At 72.5% G+C, this 22,097-nt stretch carries 17 protein-coding genes; 10 read left to right on the top strand and 7 right to left on the bottom strand.

The genetic code is table 11. From position 1 onward, the window contains the following. Window positions 1-370: 370 nt before the first annotated feature. The 5 genes from ACWEN6_RS28290 to ACWEN6_RS28270 all read left to right on the top strand — a co-directional run bounded on the left by ACWEN6_RS28290 (window position 371) and on the right by ACWEN6_RS28270 (window position 3,948). Window positions 371-850, top strand: coding sequence for a hypothetical protein (locus ACWEN6_RS28290; RefSeq protein WP_452574379.1), 480 nt, complete (start codon window positions 371-373; stop codon window positions 848-850). A 353-nt stretch (window positions 851-1,203) separates the two neighbouring features. Beyond that, window positions 1,204-1,866 carry a hypothetical protein gene (locus ACWEN6_RS28285; protein ID WP_452574377.1) on the top strand — a complete coding sequence of 221 codons (663 nt, stop codon included), beginning with the start codon at window positions 1,204-1,206 and terminating at the stop codon, window positions 1,864-1,866. Continuing rightward, window positions 1,863-2,282: a winged helix-turn-helix domain-containing protein gene (locus ACWEN6_RS28280; RefSeq protein WP_452574375.1), complete on the top strand. Its 420-nt coding sequence runs from the start codon at window positions 1,863-1,865 to the stop codon at window positions 2,280-2,282. The genes ACWEN6_RS28285 and ACWEN6_RS28280 overlap by 4 nt, the downstream gene beginning before the upstream one ends. Continuing rightward, window positions 2,279-3,169, top strand: coding sequence for an ABC transporter ATP-binding protein (locus ACWEN6_RS28275; RefSeq protein ID WP_452574373.1), 891 nt, complete (start codon window positions 2,279-2,281; stop codon window positions 3,167-3,169). The genes ACWEN6_RS28280 and ACWEN6_RS28275 overlap by 4 nt, the downstream gene beginning before the upstream one ends. Before the next feature lie 41 nt (window positions 3,170-3,210). After that, window positions 3,211-3,948 carry an ABC transporter permease gene (locus ACWEN6_RS28270; RefSeq protein ID WP_354836192.1) on the top strand — a complete coding sequence of 246 codons (738 nt, stop codon included), beginning with the start codon at window positions 3,211-3,213 and terminating at the stop codon, window positions 3,946-3,948. A 168-nt stretch (window positions 3,949-4,116) separates the two neighbouring features. Here ACWEN6_RS28270 and ACWEN6_RS28265 read toward each other — a convergent pair whose 3' ends face one another. Next, the gene (locus ACWEN6_RS28265; RefSeq protein WP_452574371.1) at window positions 4,117-5,481 is read right to left on the bottom strand and encodes a S1C family serine protease; all 1,365 of its coding nucleotides are present in this window, start codon (window positions 5,479-5,481) and stop codon (window positions 4,117-4,119) included. A gap of 401 nt (window positions 5,482-5,882) precedes the next feature. Here ACWEN6_RS28265 and ACWEN6_RS28260 point away from each other — a divergent pair, with 401 nt between their 5' ends. Further along, window positions 5,883-7,079, top strand: a complete 1,197-nt coding sequence (locus tag ACWEN6_RS28260) for a M12 family metallopeptidase (protein ID WP_452574369.1) — start codon at window positions 5,883-5,885, stop codon at window positions 7,077-7,079. A gap of 29 nt (window positions 7,080-7,108) precedes the next feature. On the opposite strand, the gene ACWEN6_RS28255 is transcribed toward ACWEN6_RS28260, so the two are convergent. Then, on the bottom strand, window positions 7,109-8,644 hold the full coding sequence (locus tag ACWEN6_RS28255) for an acyl-CoA synthetase (RefSeq protein ID WP_452574367.1): 1,536 nt from the start codon (window positions 8,642-8,644) through the stop codon (window positions 7,109-7,111). Window positions 8,645-8,870: 226 nt separating this feature from the next. Between ACWEN6_RS28255 and ACWEN6_RS28250 the strand changes: the two genes are divergently transcribed. After that, on the top strand, window positions 8,871-9,314 hold the full coding sequence (locus ACWEN6_RS28250) for an ester cyclase (RefSeq protein ID WP_452574365.1): 444 nt from the start codon (window positions 8,871-8,873) through the stop codon (window positions 9,312-9,314). A gap of 72 nt (window positions 9,315-9,386) precedes the next feature. On the opposite strand, the gene ACWEN6_RS28245 is transcribed toward ACWEN6_RS28250, so the two are convergent. The 4 genes from ACWEN6_RS28245 to ACWEN6_RS28230 all read right to left on the bottom strand — a co-directional run bounded on the left by ACWEN6_RS28245 (window position 9,387) and on the right by ACWEN6_RS28230 (window position 15,299). Next, window positions 9,387-10,523, bottom strand: a complete 1,137-nt coding sequence (locus tag ACWEN6_RS28245; RefSeq protein WP_452574363.1) for a Fic family protein — start codon at window positions 10,521-10,523, stop codon at window positions 9,387-9,389. A gap of 103 nt (window positions 10,524-10,626) precedes the next feature. After that, entirely contained in the window at window positions 10,627-13,002 is a 2,376-nt protein-coding gene (gene lon / locus ACWEN6_RS28240) for an endopeptidase La (protein ID WP_452574361.1), read from the bottom strand. A gap of 309 nt (window positions 13,003-13,311) precedes the next feature. After that, complete coding sequence (locus tag ACWEN6_RS28235; RefSeq protein WP_354836204.1) at window positions 13,312-13,965, bottom strand: response regulator transcription factor; 654 nt, start codon at window positions 13,963-13,965, stop codon at window positions 13,312-13,314. Beyond that, on the bottom strand, window positions 13,962-15,299 hold the full coding sequence (locus ACWEN6_RS28230) for a sensor histidine kinase (RefSeq protein ID WP_452574359.1): 1,338 nt from the start codon (window positions 15,297-15,299) through the stop codon (window positions 13,962-13,964). The genes ACWEN6_RS28235 and ACWEN6_RS28230 overlap by 4 nt, the downstream gene beginning before the upstream one ends. A 211-nt stretch (window positions 15,300-15,510) precedes the next feature. Here ACWEN6_RS28230 and ACWEN6_RS28225 point away from each other — a divergent pair, with 211 nt between their 5' ends. From ACWEN6_RS28225 to ACWEN6_RS28215, 3 genes are all read left to right on the top strand, one after another. Then, window positions 15,511-16,266 (top strand): alpha/beta hydrolase, encoded by a 756-nt coding sequence (locus ACWEN6_RS28225; RefSeq protein ID WP_452574357.1) that lies wholly within the window; start codon window positions 15,511-15,513, stop codon window positions 16,264-16,266. Next, window positions 16,263-17,513: an acyltransferase family protein gene (locus tag ACWEN6_RS28220; RefSeq protein ID WP_452574355.1), complete on the top strand. Its 1,251-nt coding sequence runs from the start codon at window positions 16,263-16,265 to the stop codon at window positions 17,511-17,513. The genes ACWEN6_RS28225 and ACWEN6_RS28220 overlap by 4 nt, the downstream gene beginning before the upstream one ends. Window positions 17,514-17,579: 66 nt before the next feature. Continuing rightward, the gene (locus tag ACWEN6_RS28215; protein WP_452574353.1) at window positions 17,580-19,094 is read left to right on the top strand and encodes an MFS transporter; all 1,515 of its coding nucleotides are present in this window, start codon (window positions 17,580-17,582) and stop codon (window positions 19,092-19,094) included. Here the strand turns inward: ACWEN6_RS28215 and ACWEN6_RS28210 are convergent. After that, window positions 19,091-22,096 (bottom strand): caspase, EACC1-associated type, encoded by a 3,006-nt coding sequence (locus tag ACWEN6_RS28210; RefSeq protein WP_452574351.1) that lies wholly within the window; start codon window positions 22,094-22,096, stop codon window positions 19,091-19,093. The genes ACWEN6_RS28215 and ACWEN6_RS28210 overlap by 4 nt on opposite strands. Window position 22,097: the final 1 nt, after the last annotated feature.

The following is a 22,097-nucleotide window of genomic DNA, read 5'->3' as shown; positions in this document are numbered from 1 at the left end:
CATCATGATGGCCGCCATGGGATTCTCTTTTCCAGCAGGTCATGACATGCATCGATACGGCATGTCCGATGACAAATCAAGTCTTGTTATACATTGCACAGAAGATAAAGATCGGGCTGCGAACTAGCATATGACGGGGCGTCGTTCTGAGACCCGCCAAGACACCATGAAAGGATGACTCTTGCACACTGGGCAATGACGCGACGGGATTCGGTTCCAACTGGAACGTCTGGACGTGCCCCACCTGCTGAACCTCTCCCCTACCACCGCCTGTGAGGTGCCGGTCAAGGCCGGGCGCCACCGGCCCTGACCGCCGGGCGATGTCACTGACATCCTCCCGGGCGATCGACTGATGTGATGAAATGCGTTCATGCGGGCCAGATTGAAGCGCATTGGCGACCTAACGCTGGCGGTGGTGCTCGTGGTGCTGCCGGGCGCTGGATGCGCCGACTCCAGAGGGGAAAAACTTCGGCTTCAGGGCGATGATCCCCTCATCATCGTCCGCGCGTCGAGTTTTCACCAGCTGGCGTTGATCTCGGGCACGCTGACATACGACGCGGCGAGCAAATGCCTCCAGTTCCGGCACAACCCGGCGGCGCCTCCGGCCACCCCCGTATGGCCGGAGGGGACGACGCCCGTGTTGGAAAGCGGCAGGCGAGGCATTGACGTCCCTGGACTGGGCGGCATCCATGACGGGGACGGGGTCACCGGAGCCGGGGGGTTCGTCACTTGGGGCAAGGCCCCGCCGTCCGCACTCGGCATCCCCGGCGCCGCCAGATGCCTGGCGGGTAACCCCGAAGGCACCGTGGTCATCTTCGGGAACATCACGGGTGTCGACCGCCGAGGGTAGCGACATACGCTGAAGAACACCGGCTCCTGCGATCAGGTCTTAACGGCCGTCCTCGACGCCGCCATCACCGAGGCCACGCGGCCGGCCCATGAGACGCCGGTCCGCCTCTCACTCTCCCCCTGCCTAGGGTTCGCAGGCCGGGCGTCGCCCTTTGATCACTTCTCCAGGACGCCCTTCCCCGGGGCCGGGCGCCGCCTCGCGGTCGCGTCGCGAGGACCTTCCTCGGGGGTCGGCTCAGGCCAAACCAGACGTTCACGCCTCGCGAGCAAGTTCGCCAGACAGGATGGTTTACACCGCAAACCTGTTTGGTTTATAGTTCAAACCAGTTTGCGGTGCGGTGTGAGGAGAGGGTCATGCGGGCAGGTGAGACCGAGGACGCCGAGGGTGAGCGGGCGCTCAGTCCGGAGGAGATGCTGGGCATCATCGAGGACCAGCGGGCCGCGGCGGCCCGGCATTTCGCCGGTCCGCTGCCCGCCTTCTACATCATGTGGGGGCTGGTCTGGCTGATCGGCTACGGCGCCCTGTTCGTGCGTTACGGGGTGTCGGGGCGGCCGCAGGGGCCGCTCTCGCTGGGCATGGCGCTGACCATCCTGTTCGGCACGATGATCCTGGCCCTGGTCATCACCGGGTACGCCGGGTGGCGGCAGGGCAGCCAGGTGCGCGGCGCCTCGCAGGCGCGGGGCGCCATGTACGGCCTGAGCTGGTTCTTCGGCTACATGCTCGTCGGGGCGCTGTGCGGCCACTTCGGCGCGCTCCTGCCCGAGGCCGAGCGCACCCTGCTCTGGTGCTGCGTCTCGATGCTGGTCGTCGGCCTGCTGTTCATGGCCGGAGGGGCCGTGTGGGGAGTGCGCCAGATGTTCGCCGTGGGCGTCTGGGTCACCGTGGTGAACGTCGCCGGCGTGATCGCCGGCCCCGGGCTGCACGCGCTGTTCTCCGCCGTGGGCGTGGGCGGCGTCTTCATCGCCATGGGCGTGGGCATCCACCTGCGCACCCGCCTGCGGCCGGGCAGGGCATGAGCCCGTCCGCGGGGCTCCCCGAGCTCGACCCCGTCATCCACGCCCAGGCGCGCCTGCGCGTCGTCACCGCGCTGTCCACCCTGGCCGAGGGAGACCAGATCAGCTTCCCCGGCCTGAAGGACATCCTCGGCATGACCGCCGGCAACCTGTCGGTCCACCTCAGCAAGCTCGAAAGCGCCGGATACGTCGAGATCGGCAAGACCCACCGGGGGCGCACCCCGGTGACGTACGTCGCGCTCACCCGGCGGGGGCGGCTGGCCTTCGACGACTACACCGCCGCCATCCGGGCGCTGCTCGACATGGCCGGCGCCCAGCCCGCCCCGGCGCGCGCGCCGGAGATCGGCGCGGCCGGCGGCGAGACGGCGCCTTCGGCGCCATCCGGTACAGACCAGAAAGAGACGGGGCAGGAACCATGACCGAGACGCTCGCTCGCCTCGAGGAGGTCACCCGCCGGTACGGCGAGGTGACCGCGCTCGACACCACATCGCTGGAGATCCGGGAGGGGGAGCTCATCGGCCTGCTCGGCCCGAACGGAGCCGGCAAGTCGACCCTGGTCAACCTGCTGGCCGGGCTGCGGCGGCCGTCCTCGGGCTCGGTCAGCCTGTTCGGCGGCGCGCCCGGCGACCCGGCCCGCCGCCGCCTGCTCGGCATGACCCCGCAGGAGACCGGGCTCCCGCCCACCCTGCGCGTGCGCGAGTGCGTGGACTTCGTCGCGGCCCACTTCCCCTCGCGGGCCGACCGCGACGAGCTTCTCGAGCGCTTCGGACTCACCGGCATGCGCGACCGGCAGATCGGGGGCCTGTCGGGCGGGCAGAAGAGGCGGATCGCGGTCGCCCTGGCGTTCGCCGGGCGGCCGCGGCTCGTCCTGCTCGACGAGCCCACCACGGGGCTGGACGTCGAGGCCCGCCGCGCGCTGTGGGACGCCGTGCGCGCCTTCCACGCCGATGGAGGCACCGTGCTGCTGACCAGCCACTACCTGGAGGAGATCGAGGCGCTGGCCCAGCGCGTCGTCGTCCTTGGCAAGGGCCGGGTGCTCGCCGACGACAGCCTCGCGGCGGTGCGCGGCATGGTCGGCGTCCGCCGGGTCAGCCTGACCGCCGCCCACCTGCCCGAGCTACCGGGCGTCCTGCGCGCCGAGACCGACGGCGACCGGACGCACCTGGTCACCGCCGACGCCGACCGGCTGGTCCGCGAGCTGGTCGGGTCGGCCGTGCCCTTCTCGGGCCTGGAGATCCGGGCCACCACGCTTGAGGAGGCGTTCCTGGCGATCACCGCCCGGGACGACGCTCCCGCCGCCGCCTGAGCTCCCCGCTGACAGCCCCTGCCCCCCCGAGGGAGAGTCCTGTGTCGCTCGTCGTCACGCACGTGAAGTACCAGTTCCTCGAGACCATCCGCATCCCCATCGCGGTGATCGGCAACACCTTCTTCCCCTCCGCCTCGATGCTGTTCTTCGTGGTCCCCTTCGCCGGCGGCGACCCGGTCGCCGCGACGTTCGCCACCGGCTCGATGATGACGTTCGCGGTCATGGGAACCTGCCTGTTCTCCTACGGCGTGGGCGTCGCCGAGGACCGCGCGCAGCCCTGGGACCCCTACCTGCGCACGCTGCCCGCCGGCGCCGGGCCGAGGTTCGCCGGCCGGCTGCTCAATGGCCTGGCGTTCCTGGCGCTGGCGCTGCTGCCGGTGGTCCTGATCGCCGCGCTGCTCACCGAGGCGACGGTGACGCCCCTCGGCGCGCTGCTGGGCCTCGGCGCGCTGGCCGTCGCCGCCGTCCCGTTCACCATGCTGGGCCTGCTGATCGGTTACGCGCTTCCGTCGAAGGCGGCGATCGCCGTGGCGCAGGTCGTGTTCCTGCCGATGGCGTTCGGCAGCGGGCTGCTCACCGGCCCGGGGCGGGCTCCGGGCTTCATCGAGGCCATCGCCCCTTACCTGCCGGCGCGCGGCGCGGTGGAGCTGGTGTGGGCCGCGACGGGGGACTTCACCCCGCACCCCCTCGCGCTGGTGATGATGGCGGTGTGGACGGTCGTCGCGGGCGGCCTGGCCGCCTGGGCCTACCGCCGCGACGAGGGCCGCAGGTTCTCCTGAGCTCCTACGCCCCCTGCTCCCCCGGTGCTCAAGGCCCTGAGGCCGGCACTCCCCGGGCACCGGAGAGCCTTTGAGGCCCGCGACCTGCTCGGTCGCGGGCCTCAGGGGAAGGCAGACGCGCCGCCGGGCCCGCAGCGTACCCGGTGGCGCGTCCGGTCCTGGAGACGGTCAGCTCGTCACGGTCTTCTCGGTGAGGGTGACGGTGGCCGTGGAGGTGGCGCCGCCCCGCAGGTACGTCACCTCGACCTTGGTGCCGGGCTGGAAGCCGCGCACCGCGCCGACCACCGTCTCGGCCCCGGACACCTGCGTCTGGCCGATCTTGGTGATCACGTCGCCGGCCTTGAGCCCCGCCCGCTCGGCCGGGCTGCCCTCCTGCACCGACCCGACGACGGCGCCGGGGGTGTCGCCGGTGGCGTCGGCCAGGGTGACCCCGAGGTAGGCGTGGCTGACCTTGCCGGTCTTGATCAGCTGGTCGGCGACCTGGCGGGCGGTGTTGATCGGGATGGCGAAGCCCACGCCGATGTTGCCCTCACCGCCGTTGGTCGCGATGGCGCTGTTGACGCCGACCACCTGGCCGGAGGCGTTCACCAGGGCGCCGCCCGAGTTCCCGGGGTTGATCGCGGCGTCGGTCTGGATGGCTCCGCCGATCGTCGTGCCGGAGCTCTGCGGCTGACCGGGTTGCTGCTGCCCGGGTTGCTGCTGGCCGAACCCGCCGTCGCCCCAGCCGGGCGGGAGCTGCGGGCGCTGCTGCTGGGACTCGCCGCCGACGGTCAGCGTGCGGTCCAGCGCGCTGACGATGCCGGCGGTCACCGAGCCCTCCAGGCCCAGCGGGCTGCCGATGGCCAGGACGGCGTCGCCGACCCTCAGCTTGTCGCTGTCGCCGAGAGTGGCCTTGGTCAGCCCGGACACGTCCTTCGCCCGCACCACGGCGAGGTCGGTGGCCGGGTCGGTGCCGACGACGTCGGCCGAGGCGACCTTGCCGTCGCTGAACTTCACCTGGAGCTTGGCGTCCTGCCCGGCTCCGGCGACCACGTGGTTGTTGGTGAGGATCAGGCCGTCCTCGGACAGGACCACCCCTGAGCCCTCGGCCTGGCCGGCGCCGCTGGTCACGGTGATGGAGACCACGGAGGGCTGCACGGCCCGCGCCACGTCGGCGACCGTCGCGGCGGCGGTGTTGGACGCCGGACGGACGATCGGGCTGGAGATCACGGGCTGGGTCCCGGCGGCGGCCGTGGCGACGAAGGCCCCCGCGGCCCCGCCTCCCATCGCCACCGCGGCCAGGGCGAGGCCCGCCACCGCCTTGCGACCGGAGGTCCACCACCCGCCCGCCGGGCCACCGGCCGGCACGGCGCCCGCCGCGAAGGGCGGCAACTGCTGGGTGTCACCGGCCGGCCCGCCCGGCGCGCTCCAATGGTGCCGGAAGCCGCCCGTCTGGGGCGCGGTCCGGCCGAACTGCGTCCAGCCCCGCGCACCCGGCGCCTCCACCGGGGTGGTCTCGCTGGTCGTCTGCTCACGCGGGTCTTCGGTGCTCATCTCTTTCCCCCAAGGTCGTCCGCATGCGCCGCTATTCGGCGGCGGCCGGTTGAGGACCGGTAAATCAATGATGGCGCACCGGCGATAAGAACGTCCTAAGCCCTGACTGAAGGTCTGCTGAACGTCGCCTGGAGGTTGTCACCGGCGGCGGCACGGCGGTCGCCGACCGGCGGAGCGACCTGCGGAAATGGCGCTGACCTGCATTATCGCCGTCCCGACCGCGGCGGAAATGTAAGGCCGGGATAAGGAGAAAGGGACCCGGTGAATTACCGTGGGCGCCGCGCTCCCGACGAGGTCTCCCGCCGCGCCGGCTTTTCCCGCGAGTGCCGGGTGATCATGCGGGTAGGTTTCCCCCGCGACGGTTCGCACACCGTCGTGAAACGCTTTCCGGGGGTATCGATATGGGACATAAACTGATATTGGCCGTGGTGATGTCCGGGCTGCTGACGGTGGCCGCGCCCGCCTTCGCCGGTGACGGGGACGGTGACGGTGACGACGACGCGCTGGACTGGCTGTGGCAACAGCAGGTCGAGCACCCGTCCCAGTTCGTCACCGCTCCGGACGTCACGGGGCAGCCGCACACGATCGGGTTCGCGGACATCGACGGGCACGCCGTCACCGAGGGCGACATCATCATCGGCACGCCCGCCGACGCCTCCGCCGGGAAGATCCAGTTGCCGGGCGTCTTCCCCGGCACCGGCGGCCTCACCCCGCCGGCACCGAGCCAGCCGGGGACGGGAGACCGGCCGGCGCGTGTCGCCGCCTGCCCCGAGTCATCGGCGGGCGCGGGCACCACCCAGGCGGGCGCGCTGTGGCCCGACCGGAGGGTGCCCTACGTGCTGTCCCCCGCGCTGACGCCCGGGGCGCGCGAGGCGGTCGTCCACGCGATGAAGGATTTCCACGACAACACCTGCGTGCGTTTCGTCCCGCGCACCGACGAGGCGGGATATCTGAACGTCATCTCCGGCAAGGGCTGCTATTCGTACGTGGGACGCATCGGCGGGCAGCCGCAGGACGTCTCGATCGGCGCGGGGTGCGAGCGCAAGGGCGTCGCCATCCACGAGTTGCTGCACGCCATCGGCTTCTACCACGAACATTCGCGCTCCGACCGGGACTCCGCGGTGACCGTCCATCTGGAGAACGTGATGAAAGGGTACGAGCCCCAGTTCCAGAAGCTGGCGCCCGAACAGAACCGGCTGTTCGGGACGCTCGACTACGGGTCGGTGATGCTGTACGGCAGGAACTTCTTCAGCGCCAACGGGCTGGACACCCTGGTCCCGCTCATGCCCGTGCCGATCGGCCAGCGGGAGGGCTTCAGCCGGGCCGACCTGACGGCCGTGCGCTCGCTCTACGACTGCCCGCCGGCCGTCGCGAAGCCTCCGTCGCGGCCCGAGGAGCCGCCCGTGACGCCCGGTGAACCGCCCGTCAAGCCGGAACCGCGCGTGACGCCCGGCGGACCATCCGTGAAACCCGGGCCTCCCGTGAAGCCGGAGCCGCCCGCGGAGCCCGGACCGCCCGCGGAGCCCGGACCGCCGGCGCGCCTCGGGTCACCGGTGATACCGCAGCCGGACGCGGGGCTCCCGGCGCTCGCGCCCTGACCGGCGCGCGAGCGGGCGACCGGGCGGGATCAGCCGGCGGACGGCCAGTACTCGTCGCGCAGCAGGCGCTTGTAGAGCTTCCCCGTGGGATGGCGGGGAAGCTCCGGCCGGAAGTCCACAGATCGGGGGCACTTGTAGTGGGCGAGACGGTCACGGCAGTACGCGATGAGCTCGGCCGCGAGGGCAGGCCCGGCCTCGGCCGGATCGGCGGCCTGGACGACGGCCTTCACCGCCTCGCCCATCTCCTCGTCGGGCACCCCGAAGACCGCCACGTCGGCCACCTTCGGGTGCAGGGACAGCACGTTCTCCGCCTCCTGCGGGTACACGTTGACCCCACCAGAGATGATCATGTAGGAGCGGCGGTCGGTGAGGTACAGGAAGCCGTCCTGGTCCAGGTAGCCGATGTCGCCGAGCGTCGTCCACCCCCGGCCCTTCGGGTCGCCGGCCGCGCGCGTCTTCTCCGGGTCGCCGTGGTACTCGAACCGCGGCCCGTCGGAGAAGTACACGGTGCCGTGCTCGCCGGCCGGCAGCTCCTCGCCGTCCTCGTCGCAGATGTGGACGACGCCGAGCAGCGGGCGCCCGACGGTGCCCTTGTGGGCGAGCCAGTCCTCGGGACCCACGTACAGGAAGCCGTTGCCCTCGGTGCCCGCGTAGTACTCGTGGACGACCGGCCCCCACCAGTCGATCATCTGCTCCTTGACCGGGACCGGGCACGGCGCGGCCGCGTGGATGGCGCAGGTCAGCGAGGACAGGTCGTACTTGCGGCGCACGGCCTCGGGGAGCTTGAGCATCTTGATGAACATGGTCGGCACCCACTGGGAGTGGGTGACGCGGTACTTCTCGATCAGCGCCAGCGCCTGCTCGGGGTCGAATCTCTCCATCACCACGACGGTCGCGCCGATGCGCTGGAAGGCCATGCAGTAGCGCAGGGGCGCGGCGTGGTAGAGCGGAGCCGGCGACAGGTACACCGCGTCGGCCGACGGGTCGAACAGCAGCCGGACCAACCCCACCAGTGCGCCGGGAGCCTCGAGCGGCGCGCGGCTCAGCGGCGGCTTGACGCCCTTGGGACGGCCGGTGGTGCCCGAGGAGTACAGCATGTCCGCCCCCTGGCACTCGTCCTCGACGGGAAGCGGCGGATGCTCGGCCACGGCCCGCTCGTAGGAGGCGAAGCCGGGGGCGACGCCGTCCATCATCAGCCTGAGCCGGACCTTCGGCGTGCGCCCGGTGACCGAGGTGGCGACGCCGGCGAGCGCCGCCGAGGAGATGAAGACCTCGGCCTGGCAGTTGTCCAGGATGTAGGCCAGTTCGTCGGGCTGCAGACGGGGGCTGATGGCCGTGTAGTACAGCCCGGAGCGGTGCGCCGCCCATGCCACCACCAGGAACAGCGGGTGGTTCTCCAGCATGAGGGCGATGTGCTGCCCGGGTCGCAGCCCGGCCGACCGGAACATCCGCGCCAGCCGGTTGGACTCCTCGTCCAGTTCGCGGTAGGTCACCACCCGCCCGGAGCCCGCCATGATCACGGCAGGCTTGTCGGGCGTATCGGCCGCGACCGCTCCCGGGTACATAAAACCGAACCGTACTCGGTTATCCCGCCACGGAAAAGCACCCGTTCATCGGCGCGGCGCCGTCCTGCCGGCCCGGCGGGCCCGCGAAGGCTCCGCACGACTTTGCCCGGCTTGGAGGACGACGGGACTTCCTGGCGTGTCCGCGACGTTCCCGTAGCCGGTACCCGACCTACTGATGGGTAGCGTGATCGGTAAGTTGACACCCGACCACGGAAGGACCACGGCCATGGTCGACAAGTGGGAAGTCAAGCGCGGACTGGCCGACGCGCTTAATGATCACGACGTGAACCGGATGCTCGAACTCTTCACCGAGGACGCCGTCTTGGTCTCCCCCGTAGGAGTGGCGGAGGGACACGAGCAGATCGCGTGGGTCTACGAGCAGTTCTTCCAGGGATTTCCGGACCTTCACCTGGCGGTGTGGTACGAGGCCACCAGCACCGACAGACCCATGATGGTCGAATGGACGGGGACCGGCACGCACACCGGACCGTTCCTGCTGCCCGACGGGCGGGAACTGCAGCCGACCGGCCGCCGCATCACTCTGCGCGGCACCTGCGCCTCGTTCGTCGAGGACGGAAAGATCGTCACGCACCGGGAGTACTTCGACCAGTTGGAGCTGTACACCCAGCTCGGCCTGCACCTGTCGACCGACGACCCGGCCGGCGTCTAGCCACCCGCAGGGAACTCACCCGATGCGGCGCCCGGTTCCCCTCGCCCCGGCCATGCCGTCCCGGGCCGCCGGTCAGGCGGCGGTGCGGTACGGGTCGCGGAGCGGCTCGATGCGAGCGGCGAAGTCCGCCTTGACCTTCTCCATCCGGGGACCGGGAGCGTAGAAGCGTCCCTTGGTCTCGCCATAAGGGGTGAGCCAGTCGCGTGCGGCCAGCTCACGAAGATCCCGGGCGGCCTGACCTTGGCTGAGGGACTCCTCGGCCTGGTAGGTGCCGCGCCGCAGCCGCCTGCTCACGAAGACCTGGTACAGCGCGGAGACGCACCGGGTGTGCAGGCCCTCCTTGTCGACCTGCTCCTCGAGAAGCGTCCACACCTCCCCCGCCTCGGCCAGCCGGCGCCGCACCCGCTGCGCCTGCATGTGATGCGCGCGCAGGCAGAACCGCACCCAGGGCAGCATCTCGTCGTGAGGTGACCAGACGCCCTGCTGTGCGTCGCGCAGAGCTCGGTAGTAGTCGACGGTGTTCTCTCCCAGGCCCAGCCATTCTTCGATGGAGCAGAACTCGGGTGTGGTGATCTGGTCGCGGCCGAGCACCAGGGTTTGCAGGGCCCTGGACATGCGCCCGTTGCCATCCCGCCAAGGATGGATGGCGACCAGGTTGAAGTGTGCCATCGCCGCCCGGACGTAGCTGGGCGCGTGCAGATCTCCGTCGTTGAGCCAGGCGATCAGCTCGTCGAGCAGACCGGGGACCAGCTCGACGTCCGGCCCCTCGTAGACCACTTCTCCGGTGGCGGAATCGCGGACGTAGACGCCGCCCGGCCGTACGACGCCCGGGGTCTTGTCGTGGTGGTGGCCGATCATCATGAAGTTCAGCGCGTTCAGCAGGCCCTTGTCGTAGCCGAACGAGCGGGCCATCGACAACCGCCGGACATAGGTGAGCGCCTGCATGTAGCCGGCGATCTCGCTCGCGACCGCCTGCGAGGTCTCCAGCGGCTCCTCCCCCAGGATGATGGACTCGATGTCCTCCACGCTGGCCCGGTAGCCCTCGATGGAGTTGGACCCCTGAATGGCACGCGCCTGGAGCTGGCGCCGGAGCTGCCCGTCCCAGCGGTGCGGCTCCGCCAGGCGGTACTTCAGGTCGCGGCGCATGTCCTCGATCTCGCCGAGCACGGCCTTGTCGGCCGGCTCCAGCTCAGGGGTTCGGTAGATCACCCCTTCATAACAGCATGGACGAATCATCCGGTCAAGCGACCGAATGATTCGTCCAGAAATGTTCCTCCGCTCCGGCCGACGTGTGGACCGGGCCGTGCCGAGGTCAGACGGCGGCGGTCTCGGCCACCGTGGCCGGGGTCAGCGCGATGGCCAGCACCTCCCGCACGTCGCTCACCGCGTGGACGGTCAGCTCGTTGCGGACCTCCTCGGGCACGTCGTCCAGGTCGGGCTCGTTGCGCGCCGGGATGAGCACCGTGGTGATGCCGGCCCGGTGGGCGGCGAGCAGCTTCTGCTTGACGCCGCCGATCGGCAGCACCCGGCCGGTCAGCGAGACCTCGCCGGTCATCGCCACGTCCGAGCGCACCGGGCGGCCCGACAGCAGCGAGGCCAGGGCGGTGGTCATCGTGACGCCCGCCGACGGGCCGTCCTTCGGGATCGCGCCCGCCGGGACGTGGATGTGCACCGACCGGTCCTTCAGCGACCCGACCGGCAGCTCCATCTCGGCGCCGCGCGATCGCAGGTACGACAGGGCGATCTGCGCCGACTCCTTCATCACCTCGCCGAGCTGGCCGGTGAGCGTGACGGCCGTGGAGCCGGTCTCGGGGTCGGCCAGCGACGCCTCGACGTACAGCACGTCGCCGCCGGCGCCGGTCACCGCGAGCCCGGTCGCGACGCCCGCCACGGCCGTGCGCTGCGCCGACTCCGGCAGCGAGGACTCCGGCACGTGCCGCGGCCTGCCGAGGTAGCCGACCAGGTCGCCGGCCCCGACGTGCACCGGCAGCGCCGCCTGCTCCAGGGCCGCGTTGGCCGTCACCTTGCGCAGCACCCGGGCGATCGCCCGCTCCAGCGAGCGGACGCCGGCCTCCCGGGTGTACTCGCCGGCGAGCCTGCGCAGCGCCTCCTCCTCGACGGTGACCTCCGAGGAGGTCAGACCGGCCTTGTCGAGCTGGCGGGGCAGCAGGTGGTCGCGGGCGATCGCGACCTTCTCGTCCTCCGTGTAGCCGTCGAGGGTCACGATCTCCATGCGGTCGAGCAGCGGGCCGGGCACCGCCTCAAGGACGTTGGCGGTGGCCAGGAACAGCACGTCGGACAGGTCGAGCTCGACCTCAAGGTAGTGGTCGCGGAAGGTGTGGTTCTGCGCCGGGTCCAGCACCTCCAGCAGCGCCGCCGTCGGGTCGCCCCGGTAGTCGGCGCCGACCTTGTCCACCTCGTCCAGCAGGACGACGGGATTCATGCTGCCGGCCTCGCGGATCGCCCGCACGATGCGGCCGGGCAACGCGCCGACGTAGGTGCGCCGGTGGCCGCGGATCTCGGCCTCGTCGCGGACGCCGCCGAGGGCGACGCGGACGAACTTGCGGCCCATGGCGCGGGCGACCGACTCGCCGAGGGAGGTCTTGCCGACTCCGGGAGGGCCGGCCAGCGCCAGGACGGCGCCGCTGCGGCGGCCGCCCACCACGCCGAGCCCCTGGTCGGCGCGCCGCTTGCGGACGGCGAGGTACTCGATGATGCGGTCCTTGACGTCGTCGAGGCCGGTGTGGTCGGCGTCGAGCACCGCCCGCGCGGCGGCGATGTCGTAGGAGTCCTCGGTGCGCTCGTTCCACGGGATGTCGAGCACGGTGTCCAGCCAGGTGCGGATCCAGCCGGTCTCGGGCGACTGGTCGGAGGTGCGCTCGAGCTTGTCGACCTCCTTGAGCGCGGCCTCGCGGACCTTCTCCGGCAGCTCGGCGGCCTCGACCCGGGCGCGGTAGTCCTCCTCCTCGGAGGCCGCGTCCCCGTTGAGCTCGGCCAGCTCCTTGCGGACGGCGGCGAGCTGCTGGCGCAGCAGGAACTCGCGCTGCTGCTTCTCCATGCCCTCCTGGACGTCCTTGCGGATCGTCTCGGCGACGTCCAGCTCGGCCAGGTGCTCGCGGGCCCACTCGACCAGCCGGGCCAGCCGCTCGGCCGGGTCGGCGTTCTCCAGCAGCTCGACCTTCTGGGGCGTGGTGAGCCACGGCGCGTACCCGGAGCTGTCGGCCAGGACCGAGGCGTCCTCGATCTGGTTGATGGCGTCGACGATCTGCCAGGCGCCGCGCTTCTGCATGATCGTGGTGGCCAGGGCCTTGTACTCCTTGGCCGCCTCCTCGGCGCGGCCGTCGGCGGCGACGGTCTCCATGCGGGTCGACTCCACCCACAGGGCCGCGCCGGGGCCGGTCGTGCCCGAGCCCATGCGCACCCGCTCGACACCGCGGACGACGGCGGCGGGCTCGCCGCCGGGAAGCCTTCCGATCTGCTCGACGACCGCCGAGACGCCGACGGCGCCGTACTTGCCGTCGATGCGCGGAACAAGCAGCACGCGCGGCTTGCTCTGCTGGGAGGTGGCCCGCGCGGCGTCGATGGCGGCGCGCACCTCGGCGTCCGACAGGTCGAGGGGAACGACCATGCCGGGCAGGACGACCTCGTCGTCCAGCGGAAGCACCGGAAGGATCAAGCTCTCACTCATGCGAACTCCAAGGGTTGAGTTACATCGACTCAATTAATAAGAGCCCGAGATTGTTCCCATGTCTGCGCTTGTTCGCTTGCAGCGATCGTAATTGTGTAATCGACATTGCCGGACGCGCTGCCCGCCCGCACGCCAACGGCACCGCACTAGACACGTCTTCGCAGGTCAGCGCATGACGAGCGGCCACTCGGACGACGACCGCGGCCGGCCACCGGCGGTGGCCTGGACCCCGGCGGCGCCCGATCAGCCCCTCGGTCGGGAACGACGGGCCGCCTCGTGATCACGCGGGGCCGCCGCCTCGCCGCGTGTTCACTCGCCGGGGCGCACCAGGCCGGTCTCGTAGGCGAAGACGATGGCCTGGGCACGGTCGCGCAGACCGAGCTTGGCCAGGATGCGGCCGACGTGGGTCTTCACCGTCTGCTCCGCCACCACCAGCCGTCCGGCGATCTCCCCGTTGGACAGGCCCTGGGCCATCAGCGCCAGCACTTCGGTCTCGCGGCCGGTCAGCTCGGCCAGCCGTTTCACGGTCGGCGCCCGCGGCCCGCCGAGCCGGGCGAACTCGGCGATCAACCGCCTGGTGATCGACGGGGCCAGCAGCGCCTCCCCCGCGGCGACCACCCGCACGGCCTCGACGAGCTGCTGTGCGGAGGCGTCCTTGAGCAGGAAGCCGCTCGCCCCCGCCCGCAGCGCCTCGTAGACGTAGTCGTCCAGGTCGAAGGTCGTCAGGATCAGGACCTTGGTGGCGGTCCCGGCGAGGATGCGGCGCGTCGCCTCCAAGCCGTCCATCACTGGCATGCGGACGTCCATCAGCACCACGTCCGGCGTCAGCTCGCCTGCCCGCGTCACCGCCTCCTGCCCGTTGACGGCCTCCGCGACGACCTCGATGTCGGGCTGGGTGCCGAGGAAGGTGGTGAAGCCGGTGCGGACCATGCCCTGGTCGTCGGCGATCAGGACACGGATCACGGCTCCTCCGGCGCGGCGGGTTCGGCGGGGGCGAGCGGAAGGGTGGCCGTCACCCAGAACCCGCCGTCCGCCATGGGCGCGGCTTCCAGGGTGCCACCCAGCAGTGCGGCGCGCTCGCGCATTCCGGCGATCCCCTGGCCCGGTGCGTCCGGGGTGCCGGGCGCGGGCGCGCCCGAGGGGCCGTTGGTCACGCTCAGCCGTAGCTCGGCGACGGTCCGCTCGATCTCGGCCCGCACCGGCGCCCCGGGCGCGTGCCGCATCGCGTTGCTCAGCGACTCCTGCAGGATCCGGTACGCCGACAGGCCGACCGCGGCCGGCAGGTCGAGAGACCCGGACACCTCGGCCGTGACGGCGAGCCCCGCGGCCCGGACGTTGCCGATCAGGTCGTCCATCCGGTCCAGCCCCGGCTGCGGCGCCGTCTCCCGGCGACCGTCCGAACCACGCAGGACGCCCAGCACCTGGCGCATCTCGGCGAGCGCCGCCAGCGACAGCACCCGGATCTCGGCCAGCCCCGCCTCCAGGGCCGCGACGTCGCCGTGGGCCCGCAGCGGCACGGCCTCCGCCTGGATCGCGATCACCGACATGTGGTGGGCGACGATGTCGTGCAGCTCTCGGGCGATGCGCGTGCGCTCCTCCAGGACGACGCGCGCCGCCCGCTGCTCCTCACCGCGCCGCCGCTCCTCGTCCAGCCGGCCGGTCGCCCGCCTGCGTGCCCGGATGTTCTGGCCGAACAACAGGGCCACCGTCACCAGGACCGTGGCAAGGAACATCGAGTTCGGATGGATGATCCACGCACCCACCATTGAGACGATCCAGACCCCGATCGCGACATCGCGATCCGCGCGCACGGCGATCGAGTACGCGCAGAGCAGATAGGTGATCGCCTGGGCCGCCACGTAGGGCATCACGCCGTCACCGTGGCCGGCGGCGCCGCCCATCGCGCCGTCGAGGATGCGCGGGTTGACCAGGCCGCCCACCACCGCCGCCATCGCCGAGATCCGCCACGCCGCCACCGGCCAGCGCTCGCGAAGAGCGACCGGCACCGCGTAGGCGGCGGCGAGCACGATCAGGACGGGCCCATCGGGGGAGAAGTGGGACGCCACCGCCTCCGTCTCCAGGTACGACACGCCTGTGCCGAGCAGGATGAAGGCCAGCGCCAGGTCGGCGACGACGACGAGGTCGACAGTGGCGAACGGCAGCCACCGCGCCCACGCCGGCACGGCGGGCCGCAGCCACCGCGACCGCGGGCCCGCGGGCTCCGCCGTCCCGGTGACCAGCGCCGCGGTCAGCGGCGACGCCAGCCGGACGAGCCCGGACCAGGCACGCGAGATCACCGCCCCAGCGTACGAGCCACGACCCCACCCGGCGTCACCCTCAGGGGTGATCTGACCGCCTCACCCCGTGGTGCCATCGCGCCGCACGGCCGTGTACCGGGGCGGGAGCGGAGAAGACCGCACCTGGCGGGGACGCGGGTCAGCGATCGCGATTCCTAGCTTGCTGCTGTGTTCGCGGCGGCGCGCCGCGAACTGGACAGGAGGCTCCCTCATGGCCAGGAGCGCTTTCGCAGCGATCTCCCTCACCGGCGCACTCGGCGTCCTCACCCTGCTCGCTCCCACTCCCGACGACCGGATGGCCGAGGTCTTCGGCGACCTGGCGACGGCGGACCGGGTCGCCGTCATCGTGCCCGGCGCCGACGTCACGCGTGCCACCTTCGACGGCGGGCGGCGCAAGGCGTACAGCACGCCGGGCGGCGCCGCGCGCGCCCTGATCACGCAGGTGCGGGGCCTTGATCCGGCGGCCCGGCCGGCGGTGGTCGCCTGGCTCGGGTACGACAGCCCGCGGGCCATCAGTCTCGCGGCGGCCACCGACGCGGTCGCCGAAGACGGCGCCCGAGAACTGCGCCGCGCCGTCGCCCGTGTCCGCTCGATCACCTCTGCCCCGGTGACGCTGCTCTGCCACAGCTACGGCTCCGTGGTCTGCGCGAAAGCCCTGCCAGGCCTGCCCGTGGCCGACGTGGCCGTCTTCGGCAGCCCCGGCCTCGGGGTCGGCCGGGCGGGGGATCTCGGCACCCGGGCCCGGCTGTGGGCCGGCCGCGGCGGGAATGACTGGATGCGTTTCGTCCCCCCGGTGCGCATCGGGCATCTCGGTTTCGGCGCCGACCCGGCGCGCCCCTCGTTCGGCGCCCGCGTCTTCGCGGCCGGAGCGGCCGGGCACAGCGATTACTTCCAGCCCGGTGGCGTGTCCCTGCGGAACCTGGCGTTGATCACGCTCGGCCGCGCCTCCGAAGTGAGCGCGCCGTGACGCGGGCGCACGACCCGGCCGGACGGATCTGGGCCAGGCTTGCGGCGATCCGGACGAGATGCGCGTCCCCTGACGCCCGGCCGCGGCCCGCGTCACCGGCGGCGCTGCCGGGGTGGCGGGCGTGGGACGCCTTCGCCGGGCGGATCGAGGCGGGCACGCCGGCCACGCGCGACCGGGGAGCCGATGCGCTGCGCGCCCTGGCGATCCTTGGAGTGATCGCGGGGCACTGGCTGGTGACCGCCTGGGTGGTGGACGATCTCGGCCATCTCCGGGTCACCAGCCCGCTCTCCGCCATGCCCGGCCTCGTCCCGCTGTCGTGGGTGCTCCAGACGCTGGCCGTCTTCTTCTTCGTGGGCGGGTACGCGGCGGCGTGCGGCCTCGGCCGCGCGCCGGCCGGGGAGTGGGTCCGCCTGCGCCTGCGCCGGCTGCTCGTCCCGGCCGGGCCGCTGCTCGCGGTATGGGCCGGGCTGCTGGTCCTGCTGGCGGCGGCCGGCGTGCCGCCGGGGTCGCTGCGCTCTCTGGCCGTGCCGGCCCTCGGCCCGCTGTGGTTCCTCGGCGTGTACGGCCTGCTCACCGCGGTCACTCCGTTACTGGTCCGGGTGCGGCCCGCCCGTGTGGCCGTCGCGGCGGTGGTGCTGGTGCTGGTCACGGACGTGGTCCGCTTCGGCCTGGGCGGCCCCGTGTGGCCGACCTGGACCAACGTGCTCGCCGGTTGGCTCGTCCCGTACGCCCTCGGCCTCGCCCGCGGGGCCGGTGACGCGCCGGGGCTCGGCGGAGGGTGGGGAGCGGCGGCGATGCTGGCGGGCGGGGCGGTGGGGACGGTGATCCTGGTCACCGGGTTCGGCTACCCGGCGAGCATGATCGGAGTCACCGGGGCGCGGGTGTCCAACCTGAGCCCGCCCACTCTGGCCGCGGTGTGCTTCGGGATCGCCCAGGTGGGCCTGGCCATGCTGCTGCACCGGCCGCTGACCTCCCTCATGCGGCGTCCGCGCGTGTGGGCGGCGGTCGTCCTGGCCAACCTGTCCGCGATGACGGTCTTCCTGTGGCACCAGACGGCGCTGACCGTGGTCCTGCTGGCCGCGCTGCCCTTCGGCACCGCCGTCCCCGGCCTTCTCGTGGCGCCTGACTCACCGGGCTGGCTGCTGGAGCGGATGTCCTGGCTGCCGCTGCCCGCCGTCCTGGTCGCTCTGCTCTGCGCACTGCTCCTGCGCCGGGACCGGCGTTCGCGACAGAAGCGCACCACCTAGGCCCCCGGGCGGGGTGGGGCAGGACGGATGTTCGGAGCACGCTGAAGAGCAGAGCATGATGGCAGCATGGAAAAGGGTGGAATCCGGATCAAATCCCCAAGTGGCCGGTGGGTTCTGTTCGCCACCGTGCTGGGTTCGGGGATGGCCTTCCTCGACGGCACGGTGGTCAACGTCGCGCTGCCCCGGCTCGGCAACGACCTCGGCGCGTCGATCTCCGGCCTCCAGTGGACGGTGAACGCCTACACCCTGACCCTGGCCGGGCTGATCCTGCTCGGCGGCTCCCTCGGCGACCGGTACGGCAGGCGCAAGATCTTCGTCATCGGCGTCATCTGGTTCGCGCTGGCCTCCGCGCTGTGCGGGCTGGCGCCCAACATCCAGACGCTGGTGCTGGCCCGCGGCCTCCAGGGCATCGGCGGGGCGCTCCTCACCCCGGGCTCACTGGCCATCATCCAGTCGTCCTTCGCCCGCGACGACCGCCCGCGCGCCGTCGGCGCCTGGTCGGGCCTGGGCGGCGTCGCCGGCGCCGTCGGCCCCCTGCTCGGCGGGTGGCTGGTGGAGACGGCGGGCTGGCGCTGGGTCTTCCTGATCAACCTGCCGCTCGCCGCCCTCACCGTGGTCACCGCCGTCCGGCACGTGCCCGAGACCAGGGACGAGGCGTCGGCGGGCCGCTTCGACATCCTGGGCGCCATGCTCGCCGCGCTGGCCCTGGCCGGGATCACCTACGGGCTGATCGAGCGCGGGACGGCGATCCCGCTGGTGTCGGCGCTGGCCGGCGTCGCGCTGGGCGCCGCCTTCGTCGTGCTGGAGATCCGCCGTTCGCGGGCCGGGGCGGCGGTGTCGGCGCTGGTGCCGGTCCGCGTGTTCGCCTCCCGCGAGTTCACCGCCGTCAACGTGGTCACGCTCATCATGTACGCGGCGATGGGCGTGGTGTTCTTCCTGCTGGTCGTCGAACTCCAGGTCGCCGCCGGGTTCTCACCGCTGGCCTCCGGGACGGCGATGCTCCCGGTCATGCTGCTGATGCTCGTTCTGTCCCCCCGCGCGGGCGACCTCGCCAAGCGCATCGGCCCCAGGCTGCCGATGACGGTGGGCATCCTGCTCTGCACGGGCGGGCTGGTCCTGATGAGCCGCATCGGGCCGGGCGCCTCCTACCTGCTGGACGTGCTGCCGCCGGTCGTGCTGTTCGGCCTCGGCACGTCCGCGGCGGTCGCGCCGCTGACCGCGACCGTGCTGGCGACGGCCGAGGAGCGGTTCGCGGGCGTGGCCAGCGGCGTCAACAACGCGGTGGCGCGCACCGGCGGCCTGCTGGCCGTCGCGGCCATCCCCCCGCTCGTCGGGCTGACCGGCGCCGCCTACACCTCGGCGACCGCCTTCACCTCGGGGTTCCGCACCGCGATCTTGATCAGCGCCGCGATGATGGCCTGCGCCGCCGTACTGACCTTCCTCACCATCCGGACCAACGTGCTGCGCGCCCCCGAGCGCAAGGCCGCGTGCAACCTCGACGCCCCTCCGCTGCAACCCTGCACCCCGATCGAGGAGACCCGCGACCGCCCCGGCACCCGGCCGCAGCCACGCTCGCGCTAGCCGAAGACGGTGACGAGTTCGCTCGTCCTGGTCGACAGGTCCACGATTGATATGCCGTCGGCGGTCGCGACGTAGAGATACCGGCCGTCCGGGCTCGCCACGATCGCGGTGGCGTGCTCGCCGACCTTGATGGCGTCGGGCAGGACCCGGTGGTAGGCCAGATCGACGGTGACGACCGCGTTCGACCAGCCGTCGGTGAGGTACACCTCACCCCCGTTCGGGCTCATGGCGACGCCTGACCAGCCGGTGAACAGAGCGCCCTTGCTCATGGTGGGCAGGCCGACGTCCAGCCGCCTCCCCACCGTCTTCCCGGTCGCGGTGTCGATCACCTCGAAGCCCTCGTCGGTGAGATTCCAGATGCCGCCCGTGCTGACGTACAGGTGCCCGCCGTCCCGGCTGATGGCCAGGCCCCCGGGACGGTCGCCGGTGGGGATGGGCGCACCCGCGCGGCCGGTCACCGTGTCGATCACCGACACCTGGTCGGACCCGCTGTCGGCGACGTAGACGCGCCGCCCGTCGGGAGCGGCGACGATGCCGAGGGGCTCGTCGCCGACGGGGATGGGGTCGCCGACGGTCCCGCCGGTGGCGGTGTCGATCACCGAGACGCTGTCGGACGCCCTGTTGGTGACGTAGGCGCGGCGGCCGTCGCCGGCCATGGCGATGCCCGCCGGCCACTTCCCCACGCTGATCGGCCGGCCGGCGACCGCGCCGGTCACGGTGTCGACCGTCCGGACGGTGTCGGTGTCCTGACGAGTGACGTAGGCGCGGCGGCCGTCGACGGTGAGCGCCACCTGGTAGAAGGCCTGGTAGCCGTTCCCGAGCGCGACCGGCCCGCCGATGACGCGCCCGGTGGCCGCGTCGATCGTCCACATCCGCGTCCCGCCGGTGAACGTGATGTCCCCGACGGCGTACAGGCGTGCGCCGTCCGGGCTGACGGCGACCGAGCTCATCAGGATGGGCACCTGGTCGTAACGCACGACGACGGCCGTCCCCGCCGCCGCGGTCAGCGCGGCGAACAGCGGCACGATGAGCAGGAGGGCGCGTGCGTGCCGTCGCGGAGGCGGCACCGGCCCGGCCGCCACAACCGGCCACGAGCGGGCCGCCACGGCGAGGAGCGCCAGCGTGCAGGCGAAGGCGACGGCCGGAGCCGGCGCGATCGAGTCCCGGCCGAAGGCGAGCGCGAAGACGCTCGCGAGGATGGCCGCGCCGCCCGCCGCCCACCCCGCGAGCAGGGACCGCGCGAGCCGGCGCGAGGTGGCGGCCACCGCGCCGGCGGGCACCAGGAGCGCGGCCGGCACCGCCGCGCAGAGCGGGACGAGCCAGACCTCAAGGTCGCCCTCCACCCGTCGCGCCGCGGACACGGCCGCGAGCTGGCCGAGCAGCGCCAGCGTCCCGAGCACTGCCAGCACGAGCGCCGTCCGCCGGACCCGGTCGCCGGGCGCGCCGAGCCGCAGGCGCGCCTCGGGGTGCCGCCACAGCGCGAGTCCCGCGCACACCGCCGCCAGCGCCAGAGCCGCGTGGCCCACGATCTCGACCCACAGCCGGCCGCCGAAGTCGGGGCCACCCCAGAAGGCGCCGGCGAAGAACGCCAGGCCGAAGGGAGCCGCGGCGCCGCCGCCGACCAGCACGCCCGGCCCGGCGAGCGACCTGGTGCGCGGCAGGAGCGCCAGCACGGCTCCGGCCGTCGCCACCAGGGCCATGCCGGCGGTGTACCACGCGAGGACGGCTCCCGGGCCCGGCCCGGCGGAGAAGAACGAGCCGTTACCGAGCAGGGAGGACGCGGCCTTCGCCGCGCGTCCGCCGTGCCAGGCCACCTCGCCCGCCGCGAGCGCCGCCCCCGCCACGACCGCCAGGACTCCCGCCACCACGCCGATGTGCCGCCACACCCCCCGCGCGGCGTCCGCCGGCCAGTCGCGCGGCGCCCACGTGCGTCGTGCTCCGGCCCGCCCGGCGCTCGTCTCCGGGCGGAGCCGCAGCCGGGCGGCGCCCGCCGCGGGACCGGCGGCAGACGGGGCGCCGCGCGGTGCGGCGGGGCCGGACACCGGACCGGGCGGCTGTGCGGCGAGCGCCGCCAGCCGCTCCCGCGCCGCGCCGGAGACGAGCCTGCTGTCGTCGTCCGTCAGCCGTTCCACATCGGCCCGGACGGCGGCCCGGACGACGTCGTTGCCGATGCGATGGAGGTGGGCGAGCCCGTCGAGCGCGGCGAGCCGGTCGGCCGCGATGGGGCTGCGAAGGGCGGCGCCCAACTGGGGCGGCAGGGTCCAGTGGACGTTGCGGGCGATGACGATGCGGCCCTCGACGTCGTCCTGCTTCTTGGGCCGCTGCTGGGGCATCTCCTCGACCACGCGCTCGTGGACGTAGGCGTACAGCTCGTCGACGGTGATGTCCCCGTCCCCGTCCAGATCGGCGTAGCCCTCTCGCAGGCCCTCCACCAGGTGACGGGTGAACACCGACTGCGCGGCCTCGCCCCGCAGCCGGTCGCCCTCGAAGGAGTACTGGGTGGCGTCGGAGGCGGTCAGGACGGTGCGTCCCCGGCCGCTGAAGCGTTCCAGCGAGTGCACCTCCGGGTCGCCTTTCGCCAGGCGTCCCGGAGGGAAGGCACCGCTGTAGCAGCAGTCGAGGATGAGGATCTTCTGCCGCGAGGCGCACCCCTCCATCGCCTGGTCGACCTGCTCGGCCGACAGGGCGGTGAAGACCAGGCTGTCGCGGCGGGTGTTCGCCATGGCCAGGAACAACCGCCCGGCGTCGTCCTTCAGCCCGTGGCCGGTGAAGTACAGCAACGTCAGGTCGTCCCGCCGGCGGTCCCGGTAGAGGCCGGCGATGGCCTCGCCCACCCGGTGGTGCGGCTCGTTGACCAGCGTCGTCACCTCGAAGCCGGCGATCCGCGGATCGCGCAGCACGGCGGCCAGCGCCTCCGCGTCCTGCGCCGGCGTGGTGAGACGCCGCAGCCCCGGGTCCTGGTACGCGTAGCAGGCGATCACGAGCGCCAGCCGCCGGCTCATG

It is taken from the genome of Sphaerisporangium sp. NPDC004334, from assembly GCF_053602655.1.
The sequence above is the reverse complement of the archived record's forward strand: the minus strand, read 5'-3'. Positions and strand labels throughout refer to the sequence as shown.